This is a genomic window from Vibrio sp. 10N.261.51.F11 (genome assembly GCF_041471665.1).
Taxonomy (GTDB): Bacteria; Pseudomonadota; Gammaproteobacteria; order Enterobacterales; family Vibrionaceae; genus Vibrio; species Vibrio crassostreae_C.
In genome coordinates, this window is sequence record NZ_JBFROW010000037.1 from 1 (window position 1) to 18,502 (window position 18,502).

At 44.0% G+C, this 18,502-nt stretch carries 18 protein-coding genes; 5 read left to right on the forward strand and 13 right to left on the reverse strand.

Annotation, left to right across the window (positions count from 1 at the left end; genetic code table 11):
- Positions 1 to 534 precede the first annotated feature (534 nt).
- The 5 genes from AB4351_RS12685 to AB4351_RS12705 all read left to right on the forward strand — a co-directional run bounded on the left by AB4351_RS12685 (position 535) and on the right by AB4351_RS12705 (position 3,015).
- Complete coding sequence (locus tag AB4351_RS12685; RefSeq protein ID WP_102450162.1) at positions 535 to 957, forward strand: hypothetical protein; 423 nt, start codon at positions 535 to 537, stop codon at positions 955 to 957.
- 14 nt (positions 958 to 971) lie between these two features.
- Positions 972 to 1,436, forward strand: a complete 465-nt coding sequence (locus AB4351_RS12690; protein WP_372126176.1) for a hypothetical protein — start codon at positions 972 to 974, stop codon at positions 1,434 to 1,436.
- A gap of 104 nt (positions 1,437 to 1,540) precedes the next feature.
- Positions 1,541 to 1,945, forward strand: a complete 405-nt coding sequence (locus AB4351_RS12695; RefSeq protein ID WP_102393713.1) for a DUF1801 domain-containing protein — start codon at positions 1,541 to 1,543, stop codon at positions 1,943 to 1,945.
- 194 nt (positions 1,946 to 2,139) lie between these two features.
- Entirely contained in the window at positions 2,140 to 2,421 is a 282-nt protein-coding gene (locus tag AB4351_RS12700; protein ID WP_017059577.1) for a hypothetical protein, read from the forward strand.
- Positions 2,422 to 2,499: 78 nt separating this feature from the next.
- Positions 2,500 to 3,015 (forward strand): GNAT family N-acetyltransferase, encoded by a 516-nt coding sequence (locus tag AB4351_RS12705; RefSeq protein WP_372126179.1) that lies wholly within the window; start codon positions 2,500 to 2,502, stop codon positions 3,013 to 3,015.
- A gap of 253 nt (positions 3,016 to 3,268) precedes the next feature.
- Here AB4351_RS12705 and AB4351_RS12710 read toward each other — a convergent pair whose 3' ends face one another.
- From AB4351_RS12710 to AB4351_RS12770, 13 genes are all read right to left on the reverse strand, one after another.
- Entirely contained in the window at positions 3,269 to 3,928 is a 660-nt protein-coding gene (locus AB4351_RS12710; RefSeq protein WP_017063903.1) for a sugar transferase, read from the reverse strand.
- A 9-nt stretch (positions 3,929 to 3,937) separates the two neighbouring features.
- Entirely contained in the window at positions 3,938 to 5,125 is a 1,188-nt protein-coding gene (locus tag AB4351_RS12715; RefSeq protein WP_017059581.1) for a glycosyltransferase family 2 protein, read from the reverse strand.
- Complete coding sequence (locus AB4351_RS12720) at positions 5,122 to 6,222, reverse strand: glycosyltransferase (RefSeq protein WP_017070860.1); 1,101 nt, start codon at positions 6,220 to 6,222, stop codon at positions 5,122 to 5,124. Before AB4351_RS12720 ends, AB4351_RS12715 begins: the two co-directional genes overlap by 4 nt.
- A gap of 367 nt (positions 6,223 to 6,589) precedes the next feature.
- The gene (locus AB4351_RS12725) at positions 6,590 to 8,014 is read right to left on the reverse strand and encodes a GumC family protein (RefSeq protein ID WP_372126181.1); all 1,425 of its coding nucleotides are present in this window, start codon (positions 8,012 to 8,014) and stop codon (positions 6,590 to 6,592) included.
- The gene (locus AB4351_RS12730) at positions 8,011 to 9,129 is read right to left on the reverse strand and encodes a glycosyltransferase (protein ID WP_372126183.1); all 1,119 of its coding nucleotides are present in this window, start codon (positions 9,127 to 9,129) and stop codon (positions 8,011 to 8,013) included. Before AB4351_RS12730 ends, AB4351_RS12725 begins: the two co-directional genes overlap by 4 nt.
- Complete coding sequence (locus AB4351_RS12735; RefSeq protein WP_017068359.1) at positions 9,122 to 9,907, reverse strand: DapH/DapD/GlmU-related protein; 786 nt, start codon at positions 9,905 to 9,907, stop codon at positions 9,122 to 9,124. The genes AB4351_RS12730 and AB4351_RS12735 overlap by 8 nt, the downstream gene beginning before the upstream one ends.
- Positions 9,908 to 9,999: 92 nt before the next feature.
- Positions 10,000 to 11,376 (reverse strand): O-antigen ligase family protein, encoded by a 1,377-nt coding sequence (locus tag AB4351_RS12740; RefSeq protein ID WP_136982666.1) that lies wholly within the window; start codon positions 11,374 to 11,376, stop codon positions 10,000 to 10,002.
- 252 nt (positions 11,377 to 11,628) lie between these two features.
- Positions 11,629 to 12,735, reverse strand: coding sequence for a glycosyltransferase family 4 protein (locus AB4351_RS12745; RefSeq protein ID WP_017063896.1), 1,107 nt, complete (start codon positions 12,733 to 12,735; stop codon positions 11,629 to 11,631).
- Positions 12,716 to 14,227 (reverse strand): sigma-54 dependent transcriptional regulator, encoded by a 1,512-nt coding sequence (locus AB4351_RS12750; protein ID WP_136978470.1) that lies wholly within the window; start codon positions 14,225 to 14,227, stop codon positions 12,716 to 12,718. The genes AB4351_RS12745 and AB4351_RS12750 overlap by 20 nt, the downstream gene beginning before the upstream one ends.
- A gap of 223 nt (positions 14,228 to 14,450) precedes the next feature.
- A complete protein-coding gene (locus tag AB4351_RS12755) occupies positions 14,451 to 14,855 on the reverse strand; it encodes an Hpt domain-containing protein (protein WP_017059589.1) in 405 nt (134 codons plus the stop codon).
- Between the two features lie 379 nt (positions 14,856 to 15,234).
- Positions 15,235 to 16,467 carry a glycine betaine/L-proline ABC transporter ATP-binding protein gene (locus AB4351_RS12760; protein WP_372126185.1) on the reverse strand — a complete coding sequence of 411 codons (1,233 nt, stop codon included), beginning with the start codon at positions 16,465 to 16,467 and terminating at the stop codon, positions 15,235 to 15,237.
- Positions 16,460 to 17,359, reverse strand: coding sequence for a proline/glycine betaine ABC transporter permease (locus AB4351_RS12765; protein ID WP_017059591.1), 900 nt, complete (start codon positions 17,357 to 17,359; stop codon positions 16,460 to 16,462). Before AB4351_RS12765 ends, AB4351_RS12760 begins: the two co-directional genes overlap by 8 nt.
- 147 nt (positions 17,360 to 17,506) lie before the next feature.
- Complete coding sequence (locus AB4351_RS12770) at positions 17,507 to 18,499, reverse strand: ABC transporter substrate-binding protein (protein ID WP_017070853.1); 993 nt, start codon at positions 18,497 to 18,499, stop codon at positions 17,507 to 17,509.
- Positions 18,500 to 18,502: the final 3 nt, after the last annotated feature.

An 18,502-nucleotide genomic window follows, 5' to 3' on the forward strand; every position in this document is an offset into this window, starting at 1 on the left:
GTGCTTATTATCCATACAAAGCATTTAAGAGTGATTCCCAACGCTTGGCATTTTTCATTCCATCGTTGGGTTTTGTGTTTACGGTGGTATGGTTGGGTTTCGTGGTTGCGTTGCTCACACCTTAACAGGGCGATATGACCCCCTCTGTCAATAAGAGCGTAGAAGTTTCTGCTCCCGCATTTATAGAGCCTTTCTTGTTATTTAAGGGATAGTGTTATTACATAGATGAAGCAAGTAATGTCGTCGGTTCTCATGCTGATATACGTGGATTGCTCATCGTTTGATGAGTAGAGCCTACCTTACTTGTTCCGTCGTAGCACCTGTCTTCAGTCTATGCTCGTGGTTCAATATAGCCGAAGCTATATTGCCTAGCTTGTGTTCTAAGTCTTCCGTTACATTGGGTTTATGAAAGTCTGAGTCGTCCATCGAATAGTCGTGTAACAAGGTCATTTCTCATGCCGTATTTTTGGTAATTAGTTCTTCCTGTCGATTATCGAATTTGTCCTAAACCCACTATTAAGGCAGGGAACCCCAATGAATAGAACACTATGGTTCGCACTCATTTCGCTTTTGTTTTCAATGACAATGGTATTTTGTACATACAGTTATGGCATAGAGAGCCACGTTGAAGTAATCACACTCACTTTAGTACTGTCTGGCCCTCTGATTTTTACCTTTGCGCTTGTTGTCATTTTTTGTGGCGCACCAGTCATTAACAGGTACAAGTTACTTGGAACCGTCGCAATTTGTGTGCATGGATTTACAGCCTCACTGCATGTGCTGTGGAACGGATTTATGTTCGTCGATGTGATTAATAAACAAGGCTTAGGTCCGGGACAAGGTTATTCTGGCTTGATACTTTGGGTTGGTAGTATCAAGGCGATGCTACTTGGTTTGGTTGTGGGAGTATGCCTGCATTACTTGCTACGATTATTTAGAAAGGCCGCAGTAAGATAGCTGTTGGCTAGTTAATGGGTTGTTCGTTGTCTATAGGAGTTGTCGCTGTGTTTTATAGTAAGGAATTCAACAAGGGATTGCTGCTTATCCTCGTTGCGATAAGTGCTTTCATTGTCGTTACCTCTGATAGTAACCCTGGGGCATTAATCGCTCACGCCATCAATGGTTTAATTGCTTTGCTCTTTTTCTCTATGACCATTGAGGTCAAAGACAATGTACTAAGCTGGTATTTCGGCTTTGGTTTTTGGCGTAAGAATGTAGAAGTGTCAGGCATTACCGAGACATCGTTCTATCAAAGTAAATGGTATCAAGGTATTGGCATCCGAATGCTGAGCGATGGCTGGTTGTATAATGCATCGATAGGTTCAGCGCTGAAGTTAAGCTTAAGTAATGGAAAGCATGTTTACATTGGTTGTAAGGATACGGACGGTTTAAAGTTGGCCTTGCAAACCGCTAACGAACAGATAACTCAAAATTGATTTACGAGGCTTGGCACTTTTCGTTTCAAGTTGGACTAATGTTTCAGGTTCTATGCTTTAAGTGAGCTGGACTTTAATATCACAACAAATGAATCGGAGGTTGAATGGACAGAGCAATCAAAACACATTTCGACGAGTATCCCGATGATGTTCGAGCTCGGCTTGAAGAGTTGCGTTCATTAATCTTTGAGCTTTGCTCTGATTTGGATTTAGGTGACGTCGAAGAGTCTCTGAAATGGGGCGAGCCGAGTTACAGCGTTAAGACGGGCAGTCCAATTCGAATCGATTGGAAATTAAAATCGCCAAACAACTATTACTTGTTCTTTAACTGCCAAACGAAGCTAATCGACACATTCAGAGAATTGCACGATGGCACATTGGTATTTCAAGGTAATCGTGCAATCGTCTTGAAACTGACTGAACCACTTCCCAAGGCACCAATCAAGCAGTGCTTGGAGTTAGCCTTAACTTATCAGCAACGAAAACATCTCCCACTTCTTGGCGCGTAGTTCTTATATGTTGTCATTATATTTCTTAAACAGGTTTTCTGTGTTCTAGCTATCACTCTTTAAAGTGCTAAGACTGTACCATCTTGATTAGTATCAAGAGGCTAGGGAATCTCTATAACCAACGCTGATTGTATTGCTTACCGTTTAAAAAGGTGTTCTAGTCACCTTGTATTTCAAACTTAAAAGGAAGTTGTATGAATTTAGATAAAGCCAAAAAACGTATCGCAAAGCAGGTTAAAAAAGGCGACCACGGATACCCAAAAATCACGTTAGCGTATTACGGGACGACCAAAGATCTCGCAACGGAAGTCGCGGTTCAATTTATGCTGGGTGAGGGCGATGGTGTTCAAGAAGAGCGTTTTTCTTGTGAAACCGAAATCCGAGATAATGAATTAGTTCAAACGACGTTACTCAAGATAATCGAGCGAGCAAATGTTAACTCAGTGATTGAAGTTGAAGGCGTGGCTGTTCTTTAGTTTGCTTTAGCCTGGAAACGAAGCCAACACGAGAACTCAGGTGTATAATCCACATTTTTATCGAATTAGGCAGGACACATGGCGATCTCGTTTGAAACTCAAAGACTAAAAGTAGAAGAAGTCGCAGGTGAACTTACTGTTCCTGAACGTTCGGCTCTGCTTGAGCGAGTACCTGGCATTCTAATCCCGTCAGTCGTTGAAAACCTTCCACCATACTTTCACGGTATTGTGTCACGTGAACTGGCTGAAATCTGGCTCGATCGAATGTTGTCGGGGAGCCGCTTACTTCAAGTGAAATCCAACGATAATCAATTGATTGGTTTTCTGTTCGCTTATGTAGAAGACGAAAGTGATGCTCATATTGGCTACTTGCTTGCAGAAGAGTTTTGGGGCAAGGGTTTAGCGAGTGAGTTACTGAAGAGTTTCATCACAGAAGTCGCAAAAACGGAGTCATGGTCAACACTGATTGGCGGTGTCGATCGTTCAAACATAGCCTCTGCCAACTTACTTAAAAAGCTAGGTTTTGTTGAGCAAGCCTCTGACGAAAGTGCTGTGGTTTTCTATGAATATAAGCTTTCTCGTCTTAACTCTTAATTCTTAACTCTGAGCTCTCAGCTCTTAATTTCTAATCCCTAACTCAAGCCACATCTGCGTTATACATTCATTGCCAATGTTTACGTCAATTGATAGGGAAGAAACCTTATTACACCATTCAACTGAGAACCGAGAGCAGCGAGTCTAGTTAACGTGGGCTAATTCGGCACTCTGTGTTTCATTAGCGACTTTCCAATCGCCCCCTAAGGCTTTATAGAAAACAGGCTTTGTATCCACATTAGACCATACTGGTTTAGCGACCTCTACCATCTACCATTACGATGATTGTTTTAGAGATGATGCTGAGATCAGCGGCAATCCAAGACTTAACCGAACATAGGCTTAGTGCATAACTGTGGTCAAAACCTACTTTACGACGTACATCATCAATACAGGTGTCGTAACCTTGATTTACTTGTGCAAGCCCTGTAATACCAGGCATTACACCGTATGTGCGGTCGGCAAAGTAAGGAATTTCGTTCTCTAGTTTGGTGTAAAAAGTAGGGCGTTCAGGGCGCGGGCCAATTAGAGACATTTCACCTTTCAGTACATTGATCAGTTGTGGCAGTTCATCAAGACGTGTCTTTCTCAAAAAGCGGCCAACAGGTGTGATTCGTGGGTCATTCGCGGTAGCCCAAACTGCACCAGAGCGAGTTTCTGCATCCTCGTACATGCTACGGAATTTCATGATCTCAAAGATTTCCATTTTCTCCGGTGTCGATTTACCAACGCGCAATTGACGGTAGAAAATAGGGCCACGAGAAGTGAGTGCAATCGCCATCGCAATCAACGGAAATACGGGCGCTAGCAAAATCAAAGCAATCAGTGAGCTTACAAAATCGAAAGTACGTTTAGCACGTGAGATTTTGTATTGGTATAGGTTTTGGGTAGATAGCTGTTCGATGTTCATCATAATAAGTCCTTAATGATTTGCTCGTGTCCAAGGTGAGTTTTCTAGTCCGATTAGGTAACGAATGCCACCAATGAAGTTGGCGTAGTGTCCAACTATCAAATAAGAGATTAATGAAATAGGTTTGTTTACTAGACGCTTTGGTAAGATGCAGCCAAGGACGCCAATGGTATAAACGGCAACTTGAGCCCATAACAGCGCTTCAAATACCAAGTAGTTGCTAAGTAAGATTGAGCACACTAAGCACACAATCATTAAATATGGAGTGAGTAGGCGAAGTCCTTTTCCTGAAAAGAACGCAAACGCGATGCCTTTAAACTTCGGGCTGAACAAGGCAAATAATCGAATCGCTTGTTGCATGTTGCCCGCTGAAATACGAAGTCTTCTTTTGAAGTCTGTTTCTAGGTTCGATTCTTCTAGCTCTAATGCAACCATTTGGGTTTCGTATTCGGCGATGTAACCTTGTTTAACGATTTGCATCGGTAAGATGAAATCATCATTAATAGTGTTGAGTGGAAGCAGTTCAAACAGGTGTGTTCTAAACAAGTAGAAAGCGCCATGAGAACCCAAGCTAGAACCTAACGAAGCCTCAGACTCTTTAACCGCGGTTTGGTACTGCCAATACGTGTTTTCGCCTTCATTGCCTGTTGGACAAAGTTGATACGTTGCGTTTACCACTCCAACCTTGTCACTTTCAAAATGAGCGGCAGCTATAAGCAAAGCATCCAATGAAATAAGGGCAGAAACATCACTCATCGCCGTGATATCACTGGTTATACGTGTCACTTCTTCATTAACAACCGCGACTTTACCTCGGTTTACTTGATGGTCATGTATCTCAAAATAGACATCACTGCACATCGCTTCTTGTATGGTCATTTGTGCAATGGCGACTGTGTTATCAGTGCAACCATCGCAAGCGATAATGACTTCCAACTTCTTTTTTGGGTAATCGAGTGAAGCAAGGTTACGAATCTTGTCTGCGATCCACTGTTCTTCGTTAAATGCAGGAACAAGAACGGTGATGGTCGGCAACGTGCAATCTTGCTGTTCCTCTTTGTAGCAACGATGACTCTCTTCAACTTTGCGTGCGGGGTGGCTTTTCGCATACCAACGCAGTAACAAAGGGTAGGCTGCGTGATGATAGACAATCAACGCACCTGAAAACAAACAAAGTCCCGCAAGCAACCAATCAATCATGCGTAAGCTCCTTCTGATATATCGTTGTAAGACGAAACCATTTTGATGATGTCGAAGTTTTCGAGTACGTAACGACGAGGTGACAAAAAGCGTTCATTTTGCTTTTCTAATAGCGCACTAGCTAACCCCACAATGCTGCCGCTTTTGACGAGGGCGCCGCTGACTGGACATAAGGTTTCATCGACGGCACCAACGTCCATTGCGACGGTTGGAATATTGCATGCTTGAGCTTCAAGTGTAGAAAGCGGCAGCCCTTCGTGGCGTGAAGGTAGGCAGAACGTATCCAACGCTCCGTAAAACGTGGTCATGTCTTCAACTAAGCCAAGAAAGATGACTCGGTCACTCAGATTCAAGCGGCTAGTCAGTTGCTCTAGTTGATTGCGTTTAGTACCGCCGCCAGCCAATGCGACAACCATGTTTGCAGGTAAAAGAGTCAGTGCTTTAATAAGTTGGTCTTGGCCTTTGACATGTTCTAGTCGACCTGCACAACCGATGATGTGTTTGTCTGTCGGCAGGTTTAGTTTTGCTCTCGCGTGTTCTTTCGACATTGGCTTAAACTTCTCACAATCAACGCCATTTTTGATGGTAATGATGTTCTCATAAGAAAAAGCAGTGCGTAGTTGGTTATAAACACGTGTCGCGTCGGCAACTAACGTTGGTTGAGCAGCTTTTAAAGCAAGCGCTTGTAATCGACGACGTTTGTTGTTGTTCAGATGCCAAGCGTCATGTTCGGTATGGATTCGAGTTGGAACCCCGGTTACGCGAGCGGCATAACCAGCGTATAACAGTGGGCCAATATGATGGGTATGAACCACATCAGGGCGAATCGCATTGAAGGCTTTAATTAGCTTAATAATGATATTGAATTGTACGCCTGGTGCTTTATCCAAAAAGACGATTTGCTTTTTGTATGGCTCTAGCTTCGGCCAGTTGTTTATAGACTCTTGTTTAGTACCCTCTAAACTGACAATCAACACTTGGTCTGTTGGTTTAGCAAGGCGCAGCAAATCCAGAGTTAGGGTTTCTAATCCACCCGGTGCAAGGTGCTGAACAACGTGTATGATCTTTTTGCCATGCTTCGTTAAATGCGTATTCATAATTTGGACCCTGCCTTTATAATTGTTGTTTCGCCTTTCTGACGTTTCTCTTGAAGTAACTTCTTTAAAACGTTTAACTACACAAGGAGATTGCAGGAGTTGTGCCAATTAAATAACCGTTATTTTTCAGTTGTTTAGACTATTTAATTCTAGGGCAGTTTTCATTTCTCAAAATGGGAATCAAAACAAAATACAATTGAATGGCAGTTTGAATCATAGGGCTTGGGTAAATCGAAAGTAGCATTAGAACTTGGGGCTCTAAATAAACAAAACGCCAACCGAGTGTTGGCGTTTTGCTCTAGGATGCACGAAGCTTGGAAACTAGAAAGCTGTGAATCTAGCAAGTCAAAAATGGCTTTGAGGCTGACTAGCTCATTTTAGGGATCACCGTTATCACAGGGACACCCAAGATATCTTCGATTTCGTCTTTGCGTTTGATTGAAGAATCAAACAGTTCAAACAATACCGCTAAACCAATACCCAAACCGATACCTGCAACGAATCCAGCCAGAATAAAAACAAAAGTCGGCATGTTAGATTTGACACTCGGTGTGAAAGGCAAATCGATAATCTTCACACGTTTGTTTTGCTCGAATACACCAAGCGAACCCGTTAGTTGAGCCATTTCATAACGCTCTGTCAGTTCATCATATAGTTGACGTTTGATTTCAACTTGACGTTTAAGGCGGTACATCTCTTTTGCATTTTCGCCGAAGTTATTGGCCTTGTGTTCTAATTCGAAAATCATAGTTCGAAGGCTTTTGGTCTCTTCAGTTAAAGACTCAAAGCGAGCACGAACCAGCTGTAGGCTGTGTAATTGAGTGACCAGAAGAGGTTGGGTATCAGAAAGTTTGTTCAGTGTCGTACTACTTGCGATGTCCCAAAGCTGGTCGCTGTTCATCGTTGGCTGGGTTACCTCGAGCAAACTCTTACGTTCATTCTCTAGTCTGTCTAGCTCACGCACTTTAGCTTGCACAACACTGTGCTTGTCCGTGTATTTAGCTTGTAACAAGGTAAGGTCGCTACGAATGTCGATGATCTGGTCTTCTAATTTACCGATCACAGGGTTGGTTCTTGAAAGTTGTTGGTCGATTGACCCTAAACTTTTTTCGACACCCGATAACTCGGCCTCTTTTTCTGCCAGTGTTTGTTTGAGTGAAGCTAAGCGATTCAAACTTTGGCTCTGTACCTCCGGTGTCGACTGGACGTTTTCGTTCATGTATGCAGCTAGCGCTTCTTCTGCTTCTTCAAGTTCCACACTCCGTTTGTCGATATGAATTTTTAAGAAGTTACTTGAGTCTTCAATTGACGAACGTTCCGGCGCGAGCAACTGTTCAATGAAATGTTCACTCACCGAGCGCAGCGTTTGTTCCATTCCATTTGGTGTGTTCGACGTTAGACTTATCTTCAGAAAATCTTTTCCAAGTTGAGTCACCGTTAGACGTTGAGACAGGTCAGTAATGATCTCTTGTTTCTCAATTTCAGGCATATCTGGCGTGGTTAATTGCAGTTCATCAGCGACCGAGTAAAGCACATGTCGACTGTGAAGCAGTGTTCTCAATGCGTTAAGTCGATCTTTGAGCATCGTCGAAACGGCAATGTCTTCCAAGAATGGATTCATCTTGGCCGTTTCTTGAATCAACATACTGGTATGCGCGTCATATTTAGTTGGAGCCAACTTGCTCACACCAAAACCTACAAAGGGCAAAATAAGCATTGGCAGAACGATAACGTAGCGTTGGCGCCACATCGCATTGATGATGACTAATAACCGCAATTTCAGATTATTCATAATAGCTCCAACATCCAATGTACAAAGTTACCACGGTTCTCCCAGCTCTCTTGTTCGACGACAGAGATAGGTGAATTGCTTAGTTGGCGCGCATGATCAAGCGCCCAAATCATTTGGTTCGCACTGCCAACCGTGGTCACGTGCTCTTGGTATGGAACCAAAGCAGGGAACGGTGTTGTGATAATTGGTGTGCCCGCCGCAAGGTATTCCATTAGTTTGAGTGGGCTACACGCTCGGATCTGCTCATTATCAACAAACGGCAACAAGCTCACATCCCAGTGTTGAGAATAGCTTGGTAGTGTGTGGTGTGGACGAGGGCCAAGGTAATGAACGTTACTCAACTTAGGCAGCATGAGCGTATCAAGCTCGTTTGGACCAATGAAAACAAAGTCCCATTCCGGCATCGCATTCGCAACATGATCAATCATTTCATAATCAAGCCATTTAGAAAGACTGCCATAAAAACCAGCAATAGGGCGGTGGTTGCTTGGTAAATCTTTTGCTCTTGGTGCGGGTGTTGAAAACAGGTTTACGTCGACACCATGTGGTAGCAAGTGAGCTTTATGCTTTGGAAATTTATCCATCAACTTTTTGCTAGCCGCGAATATAAGCGTCGATTTATCGATCAGTTCCGATTCGTGCTGTGCAACGGTGTCATGATCAACACCAGCCAGCGCGCTAAAATCATCGCCGCAGTAATAAACCACAGATGACTCGCCTAAGTGCCCGCACAGATCAACAGCGGTCGGAAGAGAAGTCCAAAGGATAGGCGCTTTTAGATTAAGCTCCGCAATAACGGGTTTTAGTTGGTGCAACATCATTTGCTGAGCCAACTTTCTAGAAAATTTAGAAGCAGGCGCAGGGATTGTCTTTAAGTTAACGATAGTAATGTTGTCGTGTCCCTCAGAGTCGAGCATGTTTTGAGTTACGGCCTTGGTTTTACCAAACAACTTGTTGAACGCTCGGCTAACATCTTTGGCGGACAGCTTCGGTTGTCTTAAGCCAATAGAGTTGATCCATAAGACTTTGTGTTGCTTAGCAAGGTGACGAACTAAATGTTGAGTCGATGAAGGTAGGCCACCAAAGTCTTCACCAAATACGATTAAATCACGCATGGTCACCTCCATGAGTCTCTAACGAATCGAACATATCGGATTCTGTCACTTCAACGGGTTTGATGTGACCGACAACTCGAGCTGGGTTGCCACCTGCGATTGCGAAGGCAGGAATATTCTTTGTTACTACGCTGCCTGCGGCTATTACGGCACCTTCGCCGATGGTTACGCCACCTTTGACTGTTACATTCGTGCCCAGCCATACATCGGGTTCAAGAATGATGTCACCGATTTGCTGAGGGTCGTCACCTTCACCTAGCGCTCGGCGTTTTGCATCAAGCGGGTGTCCAGAGTATCCAAATAGAAAAGCGCCGCCTGCGATTCGTACGTTGTCAGAGATAACCACTTTACCTCCAACAGCGATAGTCGACTGCCAACCAATGTCGACGTTGTTGCCAATCGACAATAGTGGGTGTTCCAAGCCTTCAAGTGGCTGAGTACAACCAGAGAATGTCGTGTGGCCAGAGATACGGCAGTTGTCGCCAATCGTAATTTGCACCGGACCGCTGACGAAAGGCAGTCCACCATACAAATACAGGCGTTTGCCACATTGAGCCACACGACCTTTGAAAGCCGGAGTCCAGTAGAAGAATCGCGTAAAGCCAGAAACCAGATTCACCACTAGCTTGTGCGCTTGATATAGACAGCGATTAAATAGTTTAGGGGTAGGTAGCTCTGCGCTTCTGATGTTTTTCAAAATGAAAAACACATTTCTAATTCGAGAATTAGGATGAAACTTAAGCCAATGTTTGAATTGATGTATAGATACTGACGTCATAATGAAAATCCTCTTTTTTGTTATATAGAAGTACTTTCATATATTGTGCCATCTGATAAATATAATATTTTCAATAGGTTAAAATGTGTCTTTTAGGTTTTCTCATTTTGACAGGCAGTTTGAGATACATTTGAGACGCAAACTGTGAGTGCTGCGAGGATATAAATCGGCCAGTTGAAGCCTTGAGTCAAAAATGTACCCGACACGATTGTTCCAATCAGACCTGCATAGATCGCATAGGCGACCGCATTGAGTTCGGGGGCGATTTCTGTGGCCGAGTTTTTTAACCTCGTTAGCGTAGAGCGAGAGGTTTTGATCAAAGCAACGATAAGGCAGACAAAAATGATCAGACCAATAAAGCCTGTTTCTGCCAACACACCAAACCAGGTACTGTGAACGGCGTGATTCAGTCCGTCCCAATGCGAACTGTAAAAGAAGTAGTTCGAGAAGAAGTTGTTCAACCCTACGCCGGTCAGTGGATTCTCAACTGCCATCTTTATTGCTGCTTCCCAAGCATAGATTCGACCCATTGCAGATTCATCGATACCTTGTTCAGCGGCACCACCAGAAGATCTGTCTGAGATACCAGCAACTAAATAGAGCACCACGGCCGCGACAGTTCCCACTGAGATTAAGAGAACTTTAGAGCGCACTAGCTTCCACGCAAAAATACCAATCACCGCAATACAACCCAGTAATCCGCCACGGCTTTGAGTGGCAATAATGGCGGCGAGCAGTAACAGACAAACTAAGGCACTGATTAAACGTTTGGATCGTGAGATGCCAGTCGTGGTGGCTTGGCTTATTGTAAAGGCGAGTGGGAACATCAGTACCAGTGCTAGGTCGTTCGGGTCACCTAACATAGAGCCAAAATCGCGGCCAATAGTCACGCGTGAGCCCTCGACAAGCCCAATACCATTTACTGAGTTGTACACGGCAATAGAGCTGACTAAAGCGCCAGCGTAGATAATCGTCATCGCGGTTTTTGCGAGATTTTCCGTGGTGTTTACTAGCCAAGTAATCGCAAGCGTCATCACTATAATTTTCCAATAAACGCCCTTGAATTCTGCTAGTGCTATTGGCCTATTGGACGCGAAGATAATACCAATGAAAACCAATACCCAAAATATGGCGAGCCAATTTAAACAAGGGTGCCAGAAGATTTTAAGTTCTTTACTGATTAATGCATGCCATAGAAGAGCCGACAGAGCGCCTAATGAAAGCATCAGCGGTATTTTTAGCGAATAGAGCTGAGGTATAGCTTCGTGAATTCGGAAAAATGAAAAGACAACGAACAATAGAACTAACCAGAATGTTTTGTTTAACACGAATAACCCGGCCAATGGCACAAGAGCGAGCGCCACAATGACAGCAGGGTGAGGCACAAAGTACCAAACAACACCAAGCCCAACACACAAGGTGCTGATCGTGATGATGACTGGCAATCTATTGGCTTCAGGGTTGACCATTGTGACCTCTATTGGCAAATAAACTCTTTAGGACTCGGCTCGTAATCTTTTTAAGACGTAGTTACGCCTGATGTTAAAGATTGCAAAGTGAGTGCCAGTTATGCATTTTATTTAACTTACTGATTTAATGTTGGATTATTAAGTGAGGGCGTAGCCTTGAGGTGAGTTTTGTCATTTTGAGAATCAGTATAAAACTGACTAAAGTACTTAAATCATCAAGCCCAAATAACCAGTTATCGACTAAGGCTAGAATTAACGGTCGAGTTGATAGATTTCCAACAACTGCGGGACAACGGCTTGTGGAGAGTATTGGTTTTTCACGGTTTCTATCGCATGACTCTTGAGAGAGTTACGTTGCTCGTTCGTCAATGACATCCACAAAGATAAAAACTGTTCTAGCTCAGCTTCTGAATTTGCAAGGTAGCCGTTAACTTGATGCTCGATGAGTTGAGGCAAGTTACCAACTGAGGTGGCGAGAACGGGAATGCCACGAATCATGGCTTCTAATGCCGCCATAGGTAAGCCTTCAAAGCGAGAAGGGATGATTAACAGATCGATTTGGCTCCAGACGTCGTCCATATTGGTCTGATGCCCATGAAAGGTCACATTATCAGGCTGCGATTTAACTAAGATGTCCATTTCTGGCCCGTCACCAAAAAGCTCAAACCGAACATCAGGAAACTGTTTGGCTAATGCAACAAATCGATCAGGCGCTTTTTCATGGCTCAATCGCCCCACAAAACCAACATGGAATGGGCTTGATGAAGGGGAGCTTGTTAACCCGGTTGGCATTTTAACAAAGTTATTCAATTGATGGGTTTGACTCGGCACTTTCGCTTTAATCTTTTCACTGACCACGAGCGACTGATCAGAAAGAAAACTGCTGTAACGGTCGAGCCAATCATAAAGCCATACTTTGCCTGTTGGGGTTTCACCTGCGTGATAAGTGGTGATTTGCTTTGTGTTGTTGAAACGAGGCGGAAGCTTGATTAATTTGCTGACCAAACTGGCTTTGTAACCATGAGCATGGATAAGCCTTGGTTGATAATGTTGAACTGCACGTTTCAGCTGTGTCGCGCTATTGCCATTTGAATCTACAGAACATGAGGCTAAATCGGAGAGGTAACTAAAAGGGATGTTCAGCGCATTCAACTTTTCAACGATGATCGCTTCAGGATTAAACTTAGTCAAAAGAACGATACGAACAGCCTCTGAATACTGAGCGCTTTCCGATATCAGGCCTTGTGCTAATTCTAAAACATGCGTTTCTATGCCTCCAAAAGTTTGGCTGTCGATCAACAGCCAAATCTCATGAAGGTTTATGTCGAGTACACCTTGGTTAGGCTTGATTGTACTCATCTTCCGATTCCCAAGCCTGTTTCTTACGATAAACAGTAGAAGGGCTAAGTTCTAACAGCACAGCAGCGTTTAACACATTCCCATCGCAATGATTGATGGCATGTTGAATGGCTTCACGTTCTATTTGCCACATTGGACGAATAGCACCTTCGCTTGTGGTAAATGCAGGCGTCATCGGCTCGTTGTGAGCTTGAGCAACTGACGATTGTTCCAACTCTTCCGGAGTAATCGGTGGCAACTTAGCTTCTGGTGCTTCAACAACTGCAGGTTGAGGCGCAGTTACTCGAATTGGTGTCACTGATTTAGATGATGGAGCGGCATCTACTTTATTAATCGGAGGCGGTAACATGTCTTTAGTCACGCTCGTTTCATTGTTCAACACCACTATGTTACGGATGATGTTTTGCAACTGACGCACATTGCCTGGCCACGCATAACGTTTAAGTAGATTCTGCGTTTCTTTGTCTATTGATTTAAACTTCTTCTTATCTTGCTTCGCGTACAGCTTCAAGAAATGATTGCAAAGAGTGACAATGTCACTCCCTCGCTCGCGAAGCGGTGGCATCTCGATAGGCACAACGTGAACACGATAGTAAAGGTCTTCTCTAAAACGTCCTTCTTCTACTTCAACCAGTGGATCGCGGTTGGTCGCACAGATAATTCTGACATCCACTTTAATCTCGCGGTTGCCACCGAGTGGAGTAAACGTACCAGTTTGCAAAAATCTGAGGAGCTTCTTCTGCATCTCCAGTTCCATTTCACAAAGCTCATCGAGAAATAGGGTACCGCCATGCGCTTGCATTGCTGCACCTTTACGGTCGGTTGTCGCACCGGTAAACGCACCTTTAACGTGACCGAAGATTTCACTCTCCATTAGGTCTCGAGGGATAGCGCCGCAGTTAATGGCCACGAAGGGTTTACCATTACGCTGACTCTCTTGGTGAATCGCTTCCGCACACACTTCTTTACCTGTACCACTTTCGCCGTTAATAAACACGCTGGCAGTGGTTGGTGCTACCGAATCAATGATCTTGTAAACCGCCTGCATGGGTAGGCAAGAGCCAATGAAATTATGAAAACGATCACGATCGAATTTGCTTTGCATGTTATCGACGAGGTTTTCGAGTTTCGCTCTTTTTAGATGCAAGCTAACAGAGGTCTTGAGTCGATCGGCTTGAATGGGTTTCTCTAAGAAGTCTTCTGCACCGCGTTGGATAAGGTCTACCGCGATGTTTACTGAACCATGCGCTGTCGCGATGATGACAGCGGTCGGTATTTCGTTAGCAGTAATCCAATCTAAGACTTCTTCGCCTGGCATGTCAGGAAGCTTAAGGTCGAGAATCACAAGCTGTGGAGAGTGCCTTTCAATGAAGGTCTTAGCTTCCGCGCCGGTTTCGACGTGGAAAATATCATAGGGCTCGTCTTTTACGTACTGCTTGTAGAGTACAGCGAGTGAGGTGGAGTCTTCAACTAACAATACCTTAGGGCGCATTGTGTATTCCTTTTGAAACTTTATCCTAACCAATCAATAACATAGTGATATGCAACCATCAATACGAGTCTTGTGTATTTGTTATCTACCACATGCAATCTTTTAAGAAGCGGCCTGTATAACTTCTCGCATTGCTGTTCATGATGGAGCCCATCTTATGGCGACTATATTAATAACGACTGTTTTGAGTTTTTAATCTGATACCGATAATGAACATGCAAAGCTAGCTGAAGCCTGCCTCTTTCCTTTCAAGCAAGGCTTTTATTGAACGCTCTGCGAGCTCTAGTAATTCATCAACTTGTCGAAATGCCGCATCATGACTCTGTTCTAAACATAGCTTTTCTAAAGCTCGAGCTAATTCACCCAAAGGGCGATTACCTAACGAAAGCGCTGTGCTGCCGAGAGTGTGGACCTCGAACTCAAGTGTTTGAGCGTCTTTCTGCGTGACTGCCTCTTTTATAGCGACCAAGCGTGTTTGTGATTCTTCGACATAATGGTCGATCAAGATAGGGATAATGTCCGCACTTGTATCGCGAATCATTTGCTCCAGAACGCTTTCATCGACAAGCTCGCTCACTTGTTGTGAGTTTAGATTTGTAGCTGCGTCTGACGCTAAAGTAGAATTCATCAAACTAAGTCCTTTTATTGAGCTTAATATCTGTTAATACTATTAAGTTTTAGTCATTTTCTAGAATAATTTCAACTGGTTGCCGTACAAATAGAGCATTTAATTGGCATCTCACTCATCTTGCTATTGGGTTTGTGACAAACCTAACGGACTGATTTTATTTTGTTTTCTCTTATGAAATATAAACTTAGGTGCCTATAAAGCCTAAGGTGCGGGTAGATCTCAGAAGAAAACGAGCCCGATACAAATAAAAAAGACCACTGCAGTGAATTAACAACAGTGGTCTTAGAGCGGGGTAAGCAGTTTGGGCTAATCTAAATAGCGATAACGCAAATAGCGATAATTTAAACAGCCGAGCTTTAAATCACGAAAAGTAGGACTACGAAGCTTTATCAATCTTTGGCTTTGGGTCGGCTTCTACTTCTTCCTCGCTACTTTCTGAGAAGATATCAGCAACAGCGCTTCTCTCGAGTTCACCTTTTAGATTACCGTCTTCATCAACAACTGGAAGAGAGTAGTCACAAGACATAGTGTCCGGTAGCACTTCTTCAATCACCGCATCTGGTAAGACGGCAGGGACTTCTTCGTATATCTCATCACTAAAATCATGTACCGATGAATCTTCAACTGCGTCTTGTAGGCTCTCTTGTGTGACTAGGCCTTGATAGCCGTCATCCGTTACGTGATAAGCGTAATCGTTTTTCAGCATCTTCATCTGTGCCAGAGCACCTTCAATCGTTTCTGATGTGATTCGATACAGAGGAGGCTGCATAACGGTTTCAACGGTCAGTGCACGAGCACGGTTTACGTCTTTCACGAACGCTTCCACGTAATCATCGGCTGGATTTAACAGAATCTCATGTGGTGTGCCTTGTTGTACTAACTCGCCGTCTTTCAAAATTGCGATTCTATCGCCTAGGCGGAGTGCTTCGTCCAGATCATGAGTGATGAAAACAATCGTCTTATGAAGCTTCTCTTGAAGTTCGATAAGCTGATCTTGCATTTCACTTCGAATCAAAGGGTCGAGTGCCGAAAAGGCTTCATCCATTAACAAGATTTCAGCGTTAGTACACAGAGCGCGAGAAAGGCCAACACGTTGTTGCTGACCACCTGAAAGTTGCGCAGGGTATTGCTTGCCGTAACCTTTCAAGCCCACGGTTTCTAACCATTCGTTGGCTTTTGCTAAACGGTCTTCTTTTTTGATGCCTTGTACTTCCAACCCGTACGCAACGTTTTCAACCACAGTGCGATGAGGCATTAAGCCAAAGCGTTGGAATACCATCGACATTTTATGACGACGGAACTCTTCTAGCTGTTTAGTGTTGAGGCTCATCACATCAATGCCTTCAACCATGATTTTACCTTGAGTCGGGTCAATCAAACGGTTGAAGTGGCGAATCAGCGTCGATTTACCCGAGCCAGAAAGCCCCATGATAACGAAGATTTCACCACGGTTAATCTCAAGGTTGATCTCTTTTAAACCAACGGTATGACCCGTATCCGCAAGAATCTGATCTTTGTGTTCGCCGTTTTGAACTCGGTTCATAACAGACATTGGTTTCGGTCCAAACACCTTGTACAGACCACTAATTTCAATCAATGGTTTAGTCATGCTTGAATCCTCCTAAATGCGCATTAGTTCTTCTTGCGTACGCCTGAGAAGCGCGGTCAAAAAGGATTGCGAGGGCAACGATGGCGAAACCATTCATCAAGCCTAATGTGAAGTACTGGTTAGTAATCGATTTGAGAACCGGTTGTCCTAGGCCTTTCACACCAATCATGGATGCGATAACAACCATAGACAGTGCCATCATGATGGTTTGGTTAATACCCGCCATGATCGTTGGCATTGCTAGAGGAAGTTGAACACCCCATAAGCGTTGCTTTTTGCTCGCACCGAAAGCGGTAGCGGCTTCAAGGACTTCTTTATCAACTAAGCGTATGCCTAGGTTAGTTAGACGAATTACAGGTGGGATCGCGTAGATAACCACGGCGATTAGCCCTGGAATCTTACCGATGCCCAGTAGCATTACCACTGGAATCAAATAAACGAACGCAGGCATGGTTTGCATGATATCGAGCATCGGCGTAACAATTGACTGAGCTCGATTTGAACGAGCCATCGCAATACCAATCGGAATGCCCAAGAATATTGAAACCAAGGTACATACAGTGATGATACTGAGCGTCCGCATGGTGTCTTCCCACATTCCAAAGTAACCAATGAGAAGTAGAGAAGCAACACAGCCTAGAGCCAGTTTCCAAGAACGGCTTGCTGCGTAGACAAGGCTGGTACACACAGCCAGGACTATAATCCAAGGTGTTGAGATAAGGAGTTTTTCAAACCAAACGAGGAATGAAAGAAGAGGGTCAAAGAGAGATTCAATCATTTCGCCGTATTCACGGGAAAATTCACGGTATGCGCCATCTAGCGTCTTTTTTATGGTTCGTAAATCACCGCGTTCCATCTCTGGAAAGCTTGATAACCAATTGCTGTCAGCCATTTTATATCCTTATAGTTCGGAGCCACTTGTCCATGCGATAAGAAAATCGCTAATGAAAAGGGCTCCGAATCATGAATAACATCAAGTATAGCGACGTTATTTCTGTTTTATTGTTGAAGCGTAATTACTTGTTATTAAATCAAGCTCTTACAGCTGAGCTTCAACTTTCTTAGCCACTTCTTCAGAAACCCATGGGTGCCATACTTCTGGGAATTCACTTAAGAAATGCAGACTCGCTTCTTCGCCATCAGCTTGGTTGTCTTCCATCCAAGCAAGTAGCGAGTTCATTTTGTCGTTTGTGAAACCACGTTTAGTAAAGTAGTCGTACGCTTCAGGAGCACGTGACGCAAAACTTTCAGTGGTAATCGTGTGGACAGGTGAAGGCGGGTACATGGTTGCTTTTGGCGATTCACAATCTTCTTTGGTGGTACAGTTAAGGAACTCTTCCTCATTAACGCCACTGCCAAAGTCGACTTTAACCATGTCGTATTTACCTAGAACAGCGGTCGGTGCCCAGTAGTAACCAAACCAAGCTTCTTCACGTTCATAAGCTTTTGCGATAGAGCCAGATAAGCCGGCACTCGAGCCTGGATCAACAATCGTGAAACCGCTGTTTTCTAGCTCAAGAGCATTAAACAAGTTTCCGGCGCTGATCTGACAGTTCCAGCCTGCAGGGCAGCTGTAGAATGCAGATGTATCTGGGTCTTCAGGGTGTTTAAATAAGCTTGCGTTTTTGCGTACGCCTTCGATGGTTGCCATTTCAGGGTACTGTTTTACTAGGTAAGTTGGAACCCAAAAGCCTTCTTCGCCGCCGTTCACAAGTGCTTTACCTGCGTAGCGAAGACGTTTTTCTTCAACACCTTTATCTAATGCGTCTTTTAAGCTGTTGCTCCAAAGTTCAGGTGCAACATCAGGCTGGCCTTTTTCGATCATAGACGTGCCTGTTGGCATAGTGTCGCCAGGGATAAGTTCAGCATCACACCCATAACCATGTTCAAGGATGAATTGGTCGATATTGGCGATCAGTGTTGCAGAGTTCCAGTTCATATCTGCGATTGTTACGCTGCCACATTCTCCAGCGTTAGCATTACCGCTGGCTGCTGCTACTAACAAAAATACGGAGCTTAACTTGTATTTCATATT